14 protein-coding genes and 2 pseudogenes are annotated in these 17,560 nt (G+C 51.6%); 10 read left to right on the forward strand and 6 right to left on the reverse strand.

Annotated features, from left to right (window positions below):
- Positions 1-41: 41 nt before the first annotated feature.
- The gene (gene topA / locus ACFS7Z_RS03775; RefSeq protein ID WP_377481144.1) at positions 42-2,495 is read left to right on the forward strand and encodes a type I DNA topoisomerase; all 2,454 of its coding nucleotides are present in this window, start codon (positions 42-44) and stop codon (positions 2,493-2,495) included.
- Positions 2,496-2,547: 52 nt separating this feature from the next.
- Here topA and ACFS7Z_RS03780 read toward each other — a convergent pair whose 3' ends face one another.
- Together ACFS7Z_RS03780 and ACFS7Z_RS03785 are read right to left on the reverse strand one after the other, a co-directional pair.
- Positions 2,548-3,855 (reverse strand): Y-family DNA polymerase, encoded by a 1,308-nt coding sequence (locus tag ACFS7Z_RS03780; protein ID WP_377481147.1) that lies wholly within the window; start codon positions 3,853-3,855, stop codon positions 2,548-2,550.
- 3 nt (positions 3,856-3,858) lie between these two features.
- Complete coding sequence (locus ACFS7Z_RS03785) at positions 3,859-4,305, reverse strand: LexA family protein (protein ID WP_377481150.1); 447 nt, start codon at positions 4,303-4,305, stop codon at positions 3,859-3,861.
- Positions 4,306-4,517: 212 nt separating this feature from the next.
- Here ACFS7Z_RS03785 and ACFS7Z_RS03790 point away from each other — a divergent pair, with 212 nt between their 5' ends.
- A complete protein-coding gene (locus ACFS7Z_RS03790) occupies positions 4,518-5,213 on the forward strand; it encodes an SIR2 family NAD-dependent protein deacylase (protein WP_377481153.1) in 696 nt (231 codons plus the stop codon).
- Between the two features lie 435 nt (positions 5,214-5,648).
- Entirely contained in the window at positions 5,649-6,044 is a 396-nt protein-coding gene (locus tag ACFS7Z_RS03795; RefSeq protein ID WP_377481156.1) for a hypothetical protein, read from the forward strand.
- 136 nt (positions 6,045-6,180) lie between these two features.
- On the opposite strand, the gene ACFS7Z_RS03800 is transcribed toward ACFS7Z_RS03795, so the two are convergent.
- The gene (locus ACFS7Z_RS03800; RefSeq protein WP_377481159.1) at positions 6,181-6,486 is read right to left on the reverse strand and encodes a ferritin family protein; all 306 of its coding nucleotides are present in this window, start codon (positions 6,484-6,486) and stop codon (positions 6,181-6,183) included.
- Positions 6,487-6,683: 197 nt separating this feature from the next.
- Between ACFS7Z_RS03800 and ACFS7Z_RS03805 the strand changes: the two are divergent.
- The 4 genes and pseudogenes from ACFS7Z_RS03805 (at position 6,684) to ACFS7Z_RS03820 (ending at position 9,611) form a co-directional block, all read left to right on the forward strand.
- Positions 6,684-7,472, forward strand: a pseudogene (locus ACFS7Z_RS03805) (cytochrome-c peroxidase).
- 81 nt (positions 7,473-7,553) lie between these two features.
- Entirely contained in the window at positions 7,554-7,784 is a 231-nt protein-coding gene (locus ACFS7Z_RS03810; protein ID WP_377481162.1) for a hypothetical protein, read from the forward strand.
- A 7-nt stretch (positions 7,785-7,791) separates the two neighbouring features.
- Positions 7,792-8,532 carry an MbnP family protein gene (locus ACFS7Z_RS03815; protein WP_377481165.1) on the forward strand — a complete coding sequence of 247 codons (741 nt, stop codon included), beginning with the start codon at positions 7,792-7,794 and terminating at the stop codon, positions 8,530-8,532.
- Positions 8,533-8,734: 202 nt separating this feature from the next.
- Positions 8,735-9,611: pseudogene (locus tag ACFS7Z_RS03820) on the forward strand (cytochrome-c peroxidase).
- Positions 9,612-10,346: 735 nt separating this feature from the next.
- Here ACFS7Z_RS03820 and ACFS7Z_RS03825 read toward each other — a convergent pair.
- Positions 10,347-11,396, reverse strand: a complete 1,050-nt coding sequence (locus ACFS7Z_RS03825; RefSeq protein ID WP_377481167.1) for an o-succinylbenzoate synthase — start codon at positions 11,394-11,396, stop codon at positions 10,347-10,349.
- 250 nt (positions 11,397-11,646) lie between these two features.
- On the opposite strand from ACFS7Z_RS03825, the gene egtB reads away from it, so the two are divergent.
- From egtB to ACFS7Z_RS03840, 3 genes are all read left to right on the forward strand, one after another.
- On the forward strand, positions 11,647-12,921 hold the full coding sequence (gene egtB, locus ACFS7Z_RS03830) for an ergothioneine biosynthesis protein EgtB (RefSeq protein WP_377481170.1): 1,275 nt from the start codon (positions 11,647-11,649) through the stop codon (positions 12,919-12,921).
- Between the two features lie 4 nt (positions 12,922-12,925).
- The gene (egtD, locus tag ACFS7Z_RS03835; protein WP_377481173.1) at positions 12,926-13,933 is read left to right on the forward strand and encodes an L-histidine N(alpha)-methyltransferase; all 1,008 of its coding nucleotides are present in this window, start codon (positions 12,926-12,928) and stop codon (positions 13,931-13,933) included.
- A gap of 207 nt (positions 13,934-14,140) precedes the next feature.
- Complete coding sequence (locus ACFS7Z_RS03840; RefSeq protein WP_377481175.1) at positions 14,141-15,247, forward strand: pyridoxal phosphate-dependent aminotransferase; 1,107 nt, start codon at positions 14,141-14,143, stop codon at positions 15,245-15,247.
- 316 nt (positions 15,248-15,563) lie between these two features.
- On the opposite strand, the gene ACFS7Z_RS03845 is transcribed toward ACFS7Z_RS03840, so the two are convergent.
- Entirely contained in the window at positions 15,564-16,487 is a 924-nt protein-coding gene (locus tag ACFS7Z_RS03845; protein ID WP_377481178.1) for a zinc-dependent peptidase, read from the reverse strand.
- Positions 16,488-16,522: 35 nt separating this feature from the next.
- A complete protein-coding gene (locus ACFS7Z_RS03850; protein WP_377481181.1) occupies positions 16,523-17,518 on the reverse strand; it encodes an acyl transferase in 996 nt (331 codons plus the stop codon).
- Positions 17,519-17,560 lie beyond the last annotated feature (42 nt).

Here is a 17,560-nt window from a genome sequence, read left to right on the forward strand (position 1 = left end):
ACTTTGAGCAAACTGAATCAGTCTGCCTGTAAATATAAAGCATGATAAAAAACTTAGTTATAGTTGAGTCGCCTGCAAAGGCAAAAACAATCGAAGGATATTTGGGGAAGGATTTCGTGGTGAAGTCGAGTTTCGGCCACGTGCGGGACCTGCCAAAGGATAATAATGCCATTGACATTGCGCATGGTTTCAAGCCGACCTATGTGGTGTCCAGTGATAAAAGAGAAGTGGTGGCGCAGCTGCGCAAACTGGCAAAAGAAGCAGATATGGTGTGGCTTGCATCGGATGATGACCGCGAGGGAGAAGCCATTTCATGGCACCTGACCGAAGCACTGAACCTGAACGACGCCAAAACACGCCGCATCGTTTTCCGGGAGATCACCAAAAGCGCCATCCTCAACGCCATCAGCACACCGCGTGGCATCGACATGGATTTGGTAAATGCGCAGCAGGCACGCCGTATATTGGACAGGCTGGTAGGTTTTGAGCTTTCTCCTGTGCTGTGGAAAAAGATAAAGACCGGGCTTTCTGCCGGACGTGTGCAGTCAGTGGCAGTGCGTTTGGTGGTAGAGCGGGAGCGGGAGATTGAGCGCCACCAGGCGGAGGCATCTTACCGCATCACGGCAAACTTTGACGTACAGGGCAAAACGCTGGAGGCTGAACTGCCAACCAAGTTTAAGACTGAAGCAGAGGCACAGGCTTTTCTGCAACAGTGCATCGGGGCCAATTACACGATTGAGAACCTCGAGAAAAAGCCGCTGAAGCGCAGCCCTGCCCCTCCGTTCACCACCTCTACCCTGCAGCAGGAAGCCAGCCGCAAACTATACTTCTCGGTTGCACAAACCATGACGGTGGCGCAGCGCCTGTATGAGGCTGGTAAAATATCCTACATGCGTACTGACTCGCTGAACCTTTCGGAAGACGCGATACAAGGTGCAACGAGAGAGATTAACCGCTCTTTCGGCGAGCAGTTTGTGAAGGTGCGTCATTTTAAGACTAAATCTGCCGGGGCGCAGGAGGCACACGAGGCCATACGCCCTACCGATTTCTCGCAGATGGTGGCCAGCAGCGACCGCAACGAGCAGCGCCTGTACGAACTAATCTGGAAGCGCGCCATTGCCTCGCAGATGGCAGATGCCCAGATAGAGAAAACTACCGTAACGATTGGCATCTCTACACAGCCCAGCCAAAAATTACAGGCAACCGGAGAAGTAATCAAGTTCGAAGGTTTCCTGAAAGTATATATTGAGTCGAAAGACGAAGATGAGGACGGAACGGACGAGGATGTGAAAGGCATGTTGCCTCCGCTGAGCGTTGGTCAGCAAATAAGCCTGCGCCAGATGCTGGGCATGCAACGCTACACCCGCCCAGCTGCCCGCTACACAGAGGCCAGCCTTGTGAAGAAGCTGGAGGAAATGGGCATTGGTCGTCCGTCTACGTACGCACCTACTATTTCTACAATCCAGAAGCGCGGCTATGTTGAAAAAGATAACCGTGAGGGCAAGGAGCGCCCCTACCAGGTGCTGACGCTGAAAAATGACCACATCACCACCCAAACTAAAACCGAGATTACGGGCGCTGAGAAAGCAAAGCTCTTTCCTACGGACATGGCCATGGTGGTGAATGACTTCCTGGTGGAGCACTTTCCGAATGTGATAGACTTCTCTTTTACCGCACGGGTGGAGGCTGAGTTTGATGAAATTGCGCAGGGCCAGCAGCAGTGGGAAACCATGCTGGACCAGTTTTACCAGAAGTTTCACCAGCGCATCGAATCGAGCGAGAGCATCAACAGGGCTGATGTATCCGGGGCAAGGGAACTTGGCACTGACCCTGCGACAGGCAAAAAGATACAGGCAAAGCTTGGCCGCTATGGCCCCTATGTGCAGCTGGGCGAGGAGAATGAAGAGACTGGAGAGAAGCCGGTATACGCCAGCCTGCGCAAAGGCCAGTTTGTGGAGAGCCTGACGCTGGAAGACGCGCTGGACCTGTTCAAGCTGCCGCGTATTGTCGGCACTTTCGAGGACAAAGAAATGACAGCTGCCATTGGTCGTTTCGGTCCGTACATCCGCCACAACAGCAAGTTCTATTCCCTGCCGAAAACGCTCGACCCGATGCTGGTGACGGCGGAGGAAGCCGTTGACCTGATACAGGCCAAGCGTAAAGCCGATGCAGAGAAGCTGATAAAAGCCTTTGACGAAAACCCGGATATTCAGGTACTCAACGGCCGCTACGGCCCTTACATTGTAGCAGGCAAAAAGAATGTGAAGATACCGAAAGGCAAAGAGCCAAGTGAACTTACCCTGCAGGAATGTCTGGACTTAGCGGAGGCTACTCCGGAGAAAAAAGGCCGTGGCGGCTTCAAGAAAAAAGCAGAAGCCGATACGCCAGCCAAGAAACCAGCTGCCAAAACGAAAGCGGCTACAAAGAAGGCCCCTGCTAAAAAGCCAACAGCTAAGACAGCGAAAGCAACTGCAAAAAAGAAACCCGTTAAGTAAGCCTATAGCTTGATACAGAGAGCCACTCCTTCGCGGGAGTGGCTTTTTTTGTTCAAGCCCTTACCTGCAGCAAGCCTTCCACAGACGTAGTATAGAGGCTGGACAGGAATTTTTTCTGCAGCATCCAGGGAGCTCTATTCTCTTCCTCTACTGCACTTTCCTTTTTATTTCCCTGCACGGCATACGTCAACGCCTGGTGGCCAAAACGCTGGCGCAGCGTGTCCAGGGTGTTCATGAGTTTGCTGTGCTTCTCTTCTTTCTGGCTGCTGAACAAATCCAGCTGCACCTCCGATGCCGGCACCAGGTCTGTCAGGATGATGCCCACTTTCACGTAGCGCTTGCCGGGCCGGAACATGCCTTTCAGCAGGTGCATGGCGCGCTGCAGCAACTCTAGCTCACTGCTGGTGGGCTGGGGCAGCTGCATAGTGCGGCTGTTACAGTACAGGTGCTCCGTTACGGCAAAGCGGTTCGTCATCAGAAAAACGGTAACACCTGCTGCGCAGCTGTTTTGCCTGCGCAACTTGGTGGCACAGCGCACTGTGTGGGTGGAGAGCGCCTCCTTAATGTCCTTCAGTTCCGTGAGTGGCCTGCCAAACGAGCGTGAGGTGCAGATATTCTTTTTACCCGGTGTCTCCGTCTCCAGGTCCTGGCACGGCTGCCCCCGGAGCTCCAGCAACGTGCGAAGCCCGGTAACGGCCATGTTTTTCTTTACCCAGCCATCCGGCATTTTGCTCAGGTCCCAGGCTGTGTTCACGTTTAGCTGCTGCAACCGCTTCGCATGCTGCCGCCCAATGCCCCATACGTCTCCTATCTGCGTCTCCCGTAGGGCTTCTTCTGTTTCGGCTGCCGTTTGCAGCGACAGCACACCGTTGGCATGAGGGCGCTTCTTAGCCAGTTTATTTGCCACCTTAGCCAGCGTTTTGGTACCCGCCACACCCACTGATACAGGTATGCCCGTCCACCGCAGCACAGTTTCCTGTATCTCATGGCCATACTTCCCCACCTCCTCCGGGCGCAGGTGGCTCAGGTCCAGAAAGCACTCGTCGATGGAGTATACCTCCAGGTTGGGCGTGAACTGCGACAGTGTACTGACCACGCGCCGCGACATGTCGCCGTAAAGCTCGTAGTTAGAGCTGAATACCTCCACCCGCTCCCGCTTTACCAGATCCTTCACCTGAAAGTAGGGCGTGCCCATTTTGAGGCCCAGGGCCTTGGCCTCGTTAGAACGGGCGATCACGCAGCCGTCGTTGTTGCTGAGCACCACCACCGGCACACCTTCCAACTCAGGCCGGAAAACCCGCTCACAAGACACGTAAAAACTATTGCAGTCTACCAGGGCAAAACGCGTTGTTGCTGCCATGCCCTAAACCTTTTTAACAACGCCCACCACTACTCCCCAGATGCGGCCCATGTCCGGCTGAGTAATTTTGATGCTTTGGTACTTTGGGTTCTCCGGTTCCAGGTAAGCGCCGTCTGGTTTCTGCATCAGGCGCTTGATGGTGAATTCTCCTGCCACAAAAGCCAGTACAATACGGCCACTTACCGGCTTTAGCGAACGGTCAATCACCACGAGGTCTCCGGGCTCTATGTGGGCTCCTATCATCGAGTCGCCCTCGACACGCGCCAGGAAAGTAGCGGTGGGGTTTTGGGTGATGTAGGCGTTCAGGTCTATCGGCTCCGCATCATAATCTGCTGCGGGGCTGGGAAAGCCTGCACGCACTGCCGACGAAAATAAGGACAGGTGATGCGCCGTCATATCATGTAGCTGCATCACGTCCGGTCTGTCTATGAGTATAACTTCTGCTTTCATACCGCTATTTTACGAATTAAATTAGCATCAGCTATATATTATGCTAAAATATTTAGTATTTTATTTCACATGATGCCCTAGAAATCCCCTCAATCAGTTCTATATGAAGCTCTTGGGAGGCCAAACAAATTCTCTCAATCAGCAACGGCAGGAGGCAACACATGTAAAAGACAGAGGGTATAGAGGAGTAAGCTAAAACTAAATGGAGTAAGATGAAAAAACGACTGGTGGTGCTGACAGGTGCCGGCATCAGCGCCGAAAGTGGTATTGCCACGTTCCGGGATGCAAACGGGCTTTGGGAAGGGCATGATGTATTAGAGGTGGCTTCGCCCCAGGGCTGGCGCAAAAACCCGGACCTGGTGCTGGATTTCTATAACCAGCGCCGGAAAAATGCCCACAGCGCGGAGCCTAACGCAGGTCACCTGGCGATTGCCGGCCTAGAGAAGGATTTTGATGTGCGCATCATCACCCAAAACGTAGACAACCTGCACGAGCGCGCAGGCAGCAGCAACGTTATACACCTGCACGGCAAATTGTTTGAAAGCCGCAGCACTTTAGACCCTACGCTTATATACCCCATGGAAGGCTGGGGGCTAAAGAAAGGCGATAAGTGTGAGCGCGGGTCGCAGTTGCGCCCCAACATAGTGTGGTTTGGCGAGCCGGTGCCTATGATGGAGCAGGCGATGCAGGAGACCATGCAGGCAGATATCTTTCTGGTAGTAGGCACCTCGCTGGTGGTATATCCGGCTGCCGGTCTCGTGGATTTTGTACCGGATAAGGTACCTGTCTTTGTGGTAGACCCGAACCTGCCGGACATGCGCCGCCGCCCCAACCTGCACCGCTACGAAGAAAAAGCCAGCACCGGCATGCAGAAAGTGGCGCAGGTGCTGCGCGAGAAGTATTTGTAGACCGATGCCTGTGCTGCGGCAAGCCTTAGATGCTGCCAACATGCGTATGCAGCATCTAAGGCTTGCCGCAGCACAGGTCATAAATTCTTTTTATTGCGCTGTGGGATGATCACTGCTTGTTGCGCTTTGTTATTATACTGCCTATCCCCTCCCGGTATCATAACTTTGAAGATTATCTTGCTGCTTCTGTCCCTGGTGAATCAAACCAGGCAAAGTAGCAGGACGTGGACAGGGGCGGGTAGATGTGTCTCTGGATGCAATGATTTGCGTTTGCTCAGGAGTGCGGTCAAAGCTATTCAGGAAAATGAGCGCCACCTTCAAAATTCTTCATATAGTTCTACTTAATATCAAAACGTTAGACGCCAGATATTAGCACTTACGAGAATAGGCTGCTACATTTGAAGATAAATTTATCCACCCCTTAATCAATTACCCATGGTTAACGCAAATAACGACAAACCGCTATTTGAACTTTCAATTGAAAAGCTGTTAGCAGCAAATATTCCTTTAATTCTAGAAAAGAGGAATGAGCTGTCAAAAATAGAGCAGGAACTTGAAGGCATGGGAGAATCATTGTTTGGCATGAACTTTCTTTCCTGGAAAGAGGGAGAAACGCTTGCGCTATCAAGGGTTGATAGAGAAAGAAAACAGAAAGAAGTGTCAGAAGCCAAACAAGAGCTGGAAAAACTTGAGGAGCAGGTAGGGGAGCTGCTCCCTGTTAAAGGAAAAGATATAAGTATAGCCGCTAAAGATAAACCTTATTCTGTGTGCTATATCACTGATAAGTATGGCAATAAGAGACAGCTGATCATTAAGCAGTACAGTAATTAGTCCTGCATATGGTAAAGCCTCTCCGTTAGAAGAGGCTTTACCATATGCAGGACTAATCTGTTTTCAGCAGCATCGCATTCCATGCGCAGGAATTAGATTCTGAATGAGCACAACTAAGGCAGCCTGAGCAACAGCATCAATCCTCTGCCTCCTCTCCTCTCTCTACAATGTCGCCCTCGGTGAAGAGAATAGTCTTCATCATCTCACGCCAGGCCGGCTTTTTACGCAGCAGGAACTCCAGGTCCATACCGAAATGCTTGAATTCTTCATTCTGCGCATTTTTCATGATAGCTTTCGCCTCCTCGTCTTTCTCCACCGAAATGCGCTGCTCGTACCAGCTTATGGCTTCGGCTTCTTCAATAACGGACGTAATCATGCGCACAAACGTACGGGTGCTGTCTGATAGTTCGTGTGCGGGCTCATGGTATTGTTCGGTAGGCATAACTTGTGTTGGTTAAAGTGAAAAGATATGTTACCCCTAACGCTTCACCGGCTCCTTGGGTTAACTAAGGCATGATGCATGCTCTTCGGAGACAGACCTGTGCCTGCAAGCCATAACCAGGCCCACTGATTTACCAATTTAATACAATTGGGCTTCGTATATTTACGTTTACCCTTTTAGCAATAAGTAAATCATGTATGGTAGTTTTTCGCAGCCTACTTCTCTTTCTACTTATTTCCCTTGCCATTGCCTGCTCCCAGGAAAAGGAGGCCGGCCCCAAGATTGAACCCTACGCTCCCACACCTTATCAGCTCACCATTCCAAGCCATTTCCCGGAGCGTTTTACTTTGCCGCCAGATAATGCTTTAACCGAAGAGGGCGTGGAACTGGGGCGACACCTGTTTTATGAAAAAAAGCTCTCCGGAAACAACACCATGTCGTGCGGCAGTTGCCATCAGCAAAAGAAAGCTTTTACTGATGGCAAAGCACTGGCGGTGGGCATAGACGGAATAGCGCACAGGCGCAGTGCGATGTCGCTGGCAAACATGCTCTGGTTTAACCAGTTTAACTGGGACGGCGGCACCTATAGCCTGGAAGAGCAGGCCCGGGGGCCCATTGAAAACCACGATGAACTGCACTAGGATCTAGGGGAGGCCGTGCACGAACTACAGGCTACTATACTATACCCTCCTATGTTCGAGAAAGCCTTTGGCTCCGGCACCATCACAGAAGAAAACATACTGAAGGCGCTGGCGCAGTTCCAGCGCACGCTTGTCTCCGCCGACTCCCGCTACGACCGGCACCTGCAGGAAAAGGAAGCGCTGACGCCGGAGGAAGCGGAAGGCATGAAACTTTTTATGACGCACCCGGAGCCCGGCATTGGCCTGCGCGGGGGTAACTGCGGCGACTGCCATGGAGGTACGCTCCTCTCGATGCGCACCTTCCACAACAACGGCCTGGACGAGGCTTTCAAAGACAACGGCTAGGGCGAAGTAACCGGAAATACGCGGCATAACGGACTGTTTAAAGCGCCCTCGCTCCGCAATATCGCCCTGACTGCCCCATACATGCATGACGGGCGCTTTGCCACGCTGGAGGAGGTGCTGGACCATTACAACGACCACCTCAAATACAACAGCCCTAACCTGGACCCTCTCATTATAGAGGCTACGAATGAGGTAGGCGGAAAAACGCTGCTCCTGACGGAGGAGGAAAAACGCAAGATCATCGCCTTCCTGCACACCCTTACCGACGACGATTTTATAAACGACAAACGCTTCTCTGACCCACACAACTAACCCTCTCATGAAAAATACCCTTATCCGGCTCCTGTTGCTTGTGCTGGCACTGCCGCTCCTGCTCACCGCCTGCTCCGACGACAACGACACCCCAGCCACTGGCACCTTGCAGCTGAACATCCAGAACATGGCAGGCACAGAGCCGCTGCTGTTAGAAGAGGGCACATATACCAGCCCTTCCGGCGACACTTACTCTGTCAGCAACCTGAAGTACTACATCAGCAACGTAAAGCTTATCAGCAGCAACGGGCAAACTACTTTTGCAGAGCCTGAAAGCTACCAACTGATAGCGCAGGGCGGTAAAACATCATTTGAACTGAAAGACATTCCGGCTGGCACCTACGACAAAGTGGAGCTGGCTATCGGCGTGGATGAGACGCACAATCACTCCATAGACCAGGAGGGCGACCTAGACCCCAGCAATGAAATGGCCTGGGACTGGGACACTGGCTATAAGTTCCTGTCGCTGACAGGTGCCTATACCGGCGACACAAGGAGCGGTGTCCTGGTTTTTCACGTGGGTGGCGATGCCAACTACAAAACAATTACGCTGGATCTTCCAATGGCTATAAACCTGCGTGAGCAGGCTGCTTATGAACTAAACCTGCAGGCAGATGTAAATGAGTTATTCCAAGGCCCTAACCTGATAGACTTTGATGTGATGAACTCCGGCGGGCACGGAACGGGAGCCAATATGCTGGCTGAAAACTACAGCAACGGATTTCTGAAGGTGGTGGAAGTTAAGTAGAAACCGGATGTTACGCCAACCGCTACACGCACTATTCCTCAGCTTTTGCCTCTTGCAAACAGCAGGCTGTAGTGCGCCGGAGCAGGAAGACGTAAGTCCGGCAACAGAAGGCTATATACCCGCCCTACCCTCTAACCTGGCTACTGCTATTCCCGCACCTGAACGCAACCCACTCACGCGCGAAGGTGTGGAACTGGGCCGCATGCTGTTCTATGACCCCATCCTCTCCGGAAACGGGAAAGTATCCTGCGCTACCTGCCACCAGCAGGAAAAGGCTTTTACGGACGGCAAGGCATTAACAACGGCAGGCGTAACAGGCAAGCCGCTGCTCCGGCACGCACCCTCGCTGATAAACCTGGCCTGGATGCCGGGTCTTTTCTGGGACGGCGGCTCCAAAAACATGGAATCAGTAAGCTTCGGCCCGCTCACACACCGATGAGATGGGCCAGAACCTGAGGGCGCTGACACAAAAGCTACAGCAGCACGAAAAGTATCCGCTGCTGTTCCGTAAGGCTTTTGGCTCTGACGCTGTCACAACGGCGGCCATCGGGCGGGCACTGGCGCAGTTTCAGCGGACACTCATTTCAGCGGATTCCCGCTACGACAGGTATGCTCGGAAAGAGGCCGGAGGGCAGTTGACGGAGACGGAATTGCAGGGGCTGGCGCTGTTCCGGCAACACTGCAGCAGCTGCCACGCCACCGACTTCTTCACCGACAATGCTTATCACAACAACGGCCTCGACAATACCTTCTCCCCCGAGAACGAAGAACTGGAGTTTGGCCGCGGCCGCATTACACAGAATGCAGCGGACAAAGGCAAGTTCAAAACTCCGACACTGCGCAACATCGCCCTCACAGCTCCTTACATGCACGACGGCCGATTCGCTACGCTGGAGGACGTGCTGGTACACTATAAGACGGGCATTGTCGCCTCTCCCACTCTGGCTCCAGAACTGCAACAGCACAATCAGCTGGGTATAGCTATATCAGAAGCAGACAAACAAAAACTCATCGCCTTCCTCCACATGTTGACAGACGAGAATTTTATCTCTGATAAAGCTTTCTCGAAGCCGGAGTAAGGTTGATGACAATGCTTATCGTTAGAGAGGTAGTTACTACAGATGAGCGAAATGTTATGATCTTCAAATACATCATCTTTCGACAGTACTGTCAGGCCTTCACTTTTGGCTTGAGCTATAATCAACCTGTCAAAAGGAATTCTGTGATGAAAATCTAACGTTGCGTTTGTTAAGATATGAGAAGTGGTGATAGGCAATAATGTTTGTCAAATTTGCTTAATAATCTCAAATATTTTCCTCAGCTCCACTTTCAGGTCAAGCTTCCCTAAAGAATGTTTCATACCCATTTCCCATCAGGATGTGATGCTGGCAAAACATGTATTGGCAGCATCTTATATCAGCTCCTTTAGTTTGGCAGGCAACTATTCATCTTCTCTAGTGAACCATATGACAGCATGTGTATCTAACAGGAAATGCATTACATGTGCTCTTCAAAGTCATTCAAAGGCTCATCAGAATCTTCTTTCGTTATTTTTTGTCCTTTTGCCAAACCGGCCTTCCACTGGGTCTGCCCCCTGCTTCTAGCTTAAGTCTTTGACTTGAGGAAATCAACAAAATCTCCTACCTCTTTTTTCATGTCATCCGGTAGGGTAGCCAGTTAAATTTCAATAGCAGCCATACTACAAGAAAGTAATTTATAACTTATTAAGTTTTACGACAATCTCAATAACGAAAGCCCATTTCAATTGATGGGACAGCTTCGGTTCGAAGTAAAGCAAAAGACCTATAATAATTTCACCTTCTGTACCACAGCTGCCCCTGCTCTATCTGCAACGCTGAGGGAATATTGTTATGGTAGAGTTGGCCGGTGCCCATGCCCTGCGGCATCGTGATGTCGTAGTTGGCGGTGAACTGGCTGATTCCGTTGAGGCCAATGTTGGACTCCAGCGCGGAGGTCATCCACCAGCCGATGTTGCGCTGCTGCGCCATCTCAATCCATTCAGCGCTGGCAGCGAGGCCACCGACCAGCGTAGGTTTAAGGATGATGTACTGTGGTTTGATTTGTTCCAGCAGCTGTGCTTTTTCCTCCGGCCGCTGCACGCCTATCAGTTCTTCGTCGAGGGCTATGGGCACTGGGGTATAGGCGCAGAGCTGCGCCATAGCTTCGTGCTGCCCCTGCCTGATGGGTTGCTCGATGGAGTGGAGTTCGTAGCGGGCCAGCCGCTCCAGTTTTTTATAAGCTTCCTGCGGCGAGAAAGCACCGTTGGCATCCACACGGACTGTTAGCTCCTGCGCACCGGCTACCTCGCGTATGCTTTGCAGAATCTCCAGTTCCTGCACAAAATCCAGCCCGCCTATTTTCAGTTTCAGGCAGCTGTAGCCTTCCTTCAGCTTCTTCTCTATCTGCTCCTGCATAAAGGAGCTATCGCCCATCCAAATAAGGCCGTTGATAGGAATACCAGCTTCCCCCCGGCTAAAGGCATTATTATATAACTGGCGCCGGCCGCCGTGCTGCAAGTCAAGCAGCGCAGTTTCCAGGGCAAAGCGCAGCGCCGGCCACTCCTCCAGCTGTAGCTCCTGCGGCAAAGGCTTACCCGGCTGAAGCTGCACCTGCTGTCCGTTTATAAGCCGCATTGCCTCCTGCAGTTTCTGCTCCAGGTCCGGGCGGTCATCTATGCTCAGCCCTGCCAGAGGAGCACACTCTCCCACTCCACTTATCTCCGGTGTATCCTCCTGCCAAAGGTTGATAAAGTACACCTTATGCTCCGAAATGGCACCGCGCGAGGTGCGGGCATCAAATCTGAATTGCAGGGTATGCGACGTATAGCTGAAGTTGAGCGACATATTCTACTGCTGTTGTTTTTGTGGAAGATAAACCATAAACGGCAATTCTGACGTAAATGAAGATTCAGGTACAAACATACGAGAGCTATTTCATTGTACTGTTCCACTTGTGTTTTTTAACTGGACACCTGTAGCTGCTGCCCAATAGCTTATAAACCTTACCCTGATACGATGAAATCTTAAAACCTGCAGCCTTTACACTTGTTCTACCCCAAAGCCCTAAAAGGCAAGCCAACCTACAGAAACAACTATGAGCACCACTTTTACTGCCCCTGCCACACAGGAAACGATACAGCAATACCAGCAGATTCGTACCCTCACGGAGTTTATTTGCCAGCCGCTGGAGCCGGAAGACACCGTGGTACAGCCCATTATAGATGTAAGCCCACCGAAGTGGCACATGGCACATACCAGCTGGTTCTTTGAAACTTTTCTGCTGCAACCGCACCTGCCGGGTTACAAGCTTTTCCATGAGCGGTACAGTTACCTCTTTAACTCCTACTACAACAGCGTGGGCAGCCGTGTGCAGCGCGACCAGCGCAGCACCCTCACGCGCCCGCCACTGCGCGACATCTATGCCTATCGCCAGCACGTAGACGAGCACATGCAGCGGCTTTTTGTGCAACTGGATGAGGAGAAATTAGCGGAAATTTTGCCCGTATTGCAACTGGGCCTGCAGCACGAGCAGCAGCACCAGGAACTGCTCATCACCGATATTAAGTATATCCTCAGCACCAATCCTTTGCTGCCAGCCTATAAGCCGCAGGCGCAGCAGCCTGAGAGAACAGCATCCACCAAAGCTACTTTTCTGGAGATTCCGGGTGGCACATATACCATTGGTTTCCGGGGGGGGGGCTTCAGTTTTGATAATGAACTGGGGGTGCACGAGGTGCTGCTGGAGAACTTCCAGGTGATGAACCGCCTGGTGACCAACTGCGAGTACATGCAGTTTATGCACGATGGCGGGTACAAAGACTTCAGGCACTGGCTGGATGAAGGATTCTCGCTGGTGAACACCCAGCACCTGGAGGCGCCGCTGTATTGGGTGAAGCAGGAAGATGCATGGCATCGCTTTACCATGCACGGGCTGGAAAAGGTGAACCTGAACGACCCGGTGTGCCACCTGAGCTTTTACGAAGCCAATGCTTATGCCAACTGGGCAGGAAAGCGTTTGCTCACAGAATTTGAATGGGAAGCTGCATCACAGGCACATCCTCCTAAAGGAGGAAACTTTGTGGAGAGCGGGCGGTTGGAACCTGTCGCCGCAGACCCTGGGGCCGAAGGATTGCAGCAGCTGTACGGTGATGTATGGGAGTGGACCTACAGCGCCTATCACCCTTATCCCGGTTTCACGAAAGCACCCGGTGCCATTGGCGAGTATAACGGAAAGTTTATGCTGAACCAGATGGTGCTGCGCGGCGGCTCCTGTGCCACTTCCGAAAGTCACATCCGGACAACCTACCGCAACTTCTTTCACCCGGACAAGCGCTGGCAGTACAACGGCATCAGGCTGGCGCAAAAATAAACAGATGGAACAGACCCCAACAGTAGCCCCCATGATAGATTTGAGTCGCAAAGAGGACGGCACCAGTAGTAAAGAGACTTTTTCGAAAGATGTGGCCGAGGGCCTCAGCCAGTTCCCTAAGTCGCTGCCCTCCCGCTACTTTTACGATGCCGCCGGCAGTAAGCTCTTCCAGGATATTATGGCCTTGCCCGAATACTACCTGACCCGCTGCGAGTTTAAGGTGCTGACGGATAACCGGCAGGAAATAGCACGGCAGTTTGCAGCAAGTGGCTTTTTCCATTTAATTGACCTTGGTGCCGGCGATGCCCTGAAGACCAAAATCCTGCTGCGGGAGCTGAGCCAACAGAAAAGCGAGTTCGATTATGTACCCGTAGATATATCTGGAGACGCCATGCAGCAGCTCACCGACAGCCTGCAGCAGGAAATGCCCTCCGTGGACGTACAGGCGGTAGTGGGCGAATATTTCCCGGCGCTGGAATGGCTGCAGGAGAACAAAGCTGAGCGCAAGGTGGTGCTGTTTCTAGGGTCCAACATCGGCAACTTTAAAGCAGATGAAAGCAGGCACTTCCTGCAGCGTATCTGCAGCAACCTCAGCTCTGGCGATAAACTCCTGATGGGCATTGACCTGCGCAAAGACCCGGACACAATTCTGAGCGCTTATAATGATGCCTCCGGCGTTACAGCCGAGTTTAACCTGAACCTGCTGCGCCGCATTAACAGGGAATTGGGCGGTGAGTTTGACGTAGAGCAGTTCCGCCACTACCCTATTTACAACCCGCACGAAGGAGTGATGCGTAGCTTCCTTGTGAGCAAAAAGGAACAGGACGTGTACATCCGTGACACCGGACAAACCTTTCACTTTGATGCCTGGGAAGCTATTCATACTGAGAACTCGCATAAATACTCGCTGCAGCAGGTATCGGAGCTGGGCAAAGCCTGTGGATTCAGCGTCGAAACAGTTTTCCAGGATGAGGCCTGCAGTTTTGCCGATGTGCTGTTCACTGTGGCTTGACACTATATAAACAGACCATCGCATATTATTGATTGTTATTGTTTAACTGGAACCCGTTGCTGTAGTGTAATCAAACTGACCAGCACTCTCTGATTAAATAGTTAATAACCTTTGCCTCCTCACTTTGGTAAGGGTTTATGAACGTTTACTGAACTTTTGCTACAGCTCCGTTTGGACCAGTTTGTTTAACGACCTATACCTTCCTTCATGGAACACATCTCCCTTGCCTCCGGCTCCAGCTATTTCCGTAGCCCAGGAGCTGCCACTGCTGCTGCTATTGCTGCTTTGCAAGCCGGTAAAACATTTTATGGCCCAACAGAGGGAACTCCTGAACTGCGGCAGGCTATCTGCAACACCTACAAAAAAGGCGGGCTTAACATAAGGCCGGAGCAGGTGCTGATTACGCCAGGCAGCAAGCAGGCGCTGTTCAATCTTTTCAGCATCATACTGTGCCAGGGAGACGAAGTAGTAGTGCCAACACCCGCCTGGTTTGGTTTCCATGAGCTGATGAAGTACAGCAAAGGCATGCTGGTCCCCCTCCCGACACAGCTATCCGAGAACTATACACTAACACCTGAAGCGCTCCGCAAGACCCTAAACAGCCGTACCCGTATACTCTTATTAACAAACCCCGGCAACCCCACCGGCCGCATCTATACCAAAGAGGAGTTGGAGACGCTGCTGGAGGTAACAAATAAATTTCCGAATTTATATATTCTGTCAGATGAAATATATGACCGCGTTACTTACAGTAGGCCTTTTACTACTCTCCTTTCCTGCGAGGGGGCAAAAGAAGAAAGAATCTTCCTCATAAACGGCTTCTCAAAGTCCTTTGCCATGTCTGGCTGGCGCCTGGGCTATATGCTGGGGCCTGAGGAGGTAATCAAAAAATGTGTTGATTTTCAAGGGAGCACGCTGGCCGGTGTCAGTGTTTTCCTGCAGGATGCCGCCTTGGCCACTATCGAAAAGCAGGACAAGGCGCTGCCTCCTATGCTGGAGGTACTGGCGCATAACCGGCAACTGATGCAGGAAGGGCTGGACGCAATGCCGGAAGTAAAGTACTACACTCCCGATGGCGCCTACTACTTCTTCCCCGACTTCAGTTACTACCTCAACAGGAAAACACCAACAGGTGAAACCCTCACCACCTCCATCGACCTCTGCCGCTACCTCCGCGAACACCATGCACTCGACCTCAAGCCCGGCGACTATTTCGGAGCCCCTGGCCACGCCCGTATGTCCTTCGCCATTGAAACACCAAGGCTACAGAAAGCAATGCAGCGGATGAAGCAGGCGTTGCTTGATATTCGTTGATGGTTATTGGGTATACGCTTATAGAACTTGAAGTCGCGATGGTGAAAGTATAGCAAGCATGCACTCTTAACGAAAAGAAGCACTGGGGAATCAGGAGCTTATAATATCATTCTTCCTAATCAGAAGTTGGCTAAATAAGCCTTAGAAAAGTCCCAGCGGGACGATCTGTTGTTAAAACGCAACATATCAAGAGTTAGGCTCCAGAGGAGCTAAAGTTGTATTTGGCGTAGCGGACAATCACCGCGTCGTCCTGCTGGGACTCAGTAAATTTTGAACTGGTATCTTCCGCCACCATCGAACAGCGAACAACAGATAACTAAGCAGCTGCCTTCTTCAGCCTGCAGCAGTTCTTATACTTCTCGCCGCTGCCGCAGGGGCAGGGTTCGTTTCGGCCAACACGCTTTCCGTAGGGGTTTAGTAACTTCTTAAAATTAATTCGGAAGCGGCTCTTAATGTTCTTCTGATGGAATATCTTTGTCAGTAGCTCGTATAGTTTCGGGTGCTTCTCAGCCAGTTGGTCTGGCTTTTCGAAGAAATATTCTGTTACCACGGCAAAGAACTCCGCCTCGCTGGTAGCACCATAGCTGTTGATATCAGAATCTCCCTGCTTTATTTTCTGTATTTTCCGGTACATCAGCTCCTGCCAGGGCCTTATTAACTCGTCCGGCAGGTAAGCCTCTGGCGTGCCGTCTATCTCGCCGTCTGCCTGGTCCAGCATATGTGCGAATTCGTGTATGCCTACGTTCTTGCGGTCGGCCATGTCATTGAAGCCCCGCTCCAGCGCAGGCTTTGACAGGGTAACGTAGTGGTCGTTCTGGAATGGATTTACCCGCCCCAGTACCTCTGAAACCGCCTCGTTATCTTCGTTTTTGTAACGCTTTATGCTTCCGGGGAACACCAGTACCTCTCCAAGGTTCTGGTACTCCCAGTCCCGGAAGCCGAAAATAGGGATGATGGCACTGGCACCCACCAGCACTTTCGTCAGGTCGTCTACCACTACATCTATGCCCGTAATCCGTTTCTCTGACAGGAAGAGCTGCAGCATTTTCTCGAAGCGCCGCTTGTCTTCATCGGTTTTCAGGGTATGGTAAAAGCCTACTCTGTCTGTCAGAATCTTTCGCCACTCTGCCGGAAACTCCTGCGCCAGCACCTTTTTTCGCCTGCGCGATTTGCGGGTGGCCCACCTATAAAAAAGCAGGCACATGCCTGCTACCAGTGCAATAAATACTATGTACCCCATGCCCTTCTTAAACGCTTCCTGCAAAGGAAAGATGCTCAGACAACAAGCAAATTACACCCTCTGATGTCGGAGTTATCAAAACGGCCGAGCACTTCGAAGCTACCATCAGCATGAATCCGTCCAATATCCTTTGTCTCAATAAAGGCACAGGAATCAACATTGGCTAAATCAATGACGTTAATACCGCCAGACCGGTGGCTGACACCTAGATCGAAGGGATCGTTGAGGTCGCGGAGGAGGATGCGTATGGTATAGCCGGGCCAGAATATGCCTCCGCCTTTAGAGTAGCCCTGCGAAAGTAGCTCCGTCATGCCATACTCAGAGTGGATGGCATCCACACCAAAGCCTTTCCTTAGCTTTTCGTGAAGTTCCTCCCGTATCATCTCGCGGCGGCGGCCCTTCATACCTCCTGTCTCCATTACTATAACACCGTTAAAGTCTTCCTGCCCTTTCAGTTTCTCTGCCAAATCCAGCAAGGCATAAGAAACGCCTATCAGCAGCACTTTTTTTCCCTGCTGCTTTGCCTGCCGCAGGGTCTGCAGCAGTTTATCGTGCTCCCGCAGGTAAAAGCCCTCCTCCTGCTGCCCAGCCTTTTTGATGAAATGGTCTACCATGGCCACCAGCGAGGAGCCTCCCTGCTCGAGGTAAGACGGCAGCAGGGCCAGTATGGCATATTGTTGCAGGGGACCATAGAACTTCTCGAAGGTGCGCTCTGTTACATGGTTATATAGCGCAAGGTCGGATATAAAATGGCGGCTTCGGTTTTGCCTGGTGGTGCCGCTGCTTAAAAAGACAGCCTCAGCTTCGAAAGTGCCTGTTTTCACCTCCTGTTCCTTAAAGAACTCGATTGGCAGAAAAGGAATCTGCTCCAGCGCCTGTACCTGGGATGTTTCGATTCCCAGATGCTGGATATAGGAGTTGTACACAGGATTGTGCTGTGCCTGGTACCGGAACAGGTCCAGAGCGATGGTATGGAAGTCCGGGAACTCCTGTTGCTGCAGCAAAGTGCTGTGGTGTTTTTTAAAGTCCATTGAATACAACAAATCCTATATTTCCTGCGTTTGTTTTAGTAA

The organism is Pontibacter toksunensis, assembly GCF_042686245.1.
Taxonomy (GTDB): Bacteria; Bacteroidota; Bacteroidia; order Cytophagales; family Hymenobacteraceae; genus Pontibacter; species Pontibacter toksunensis.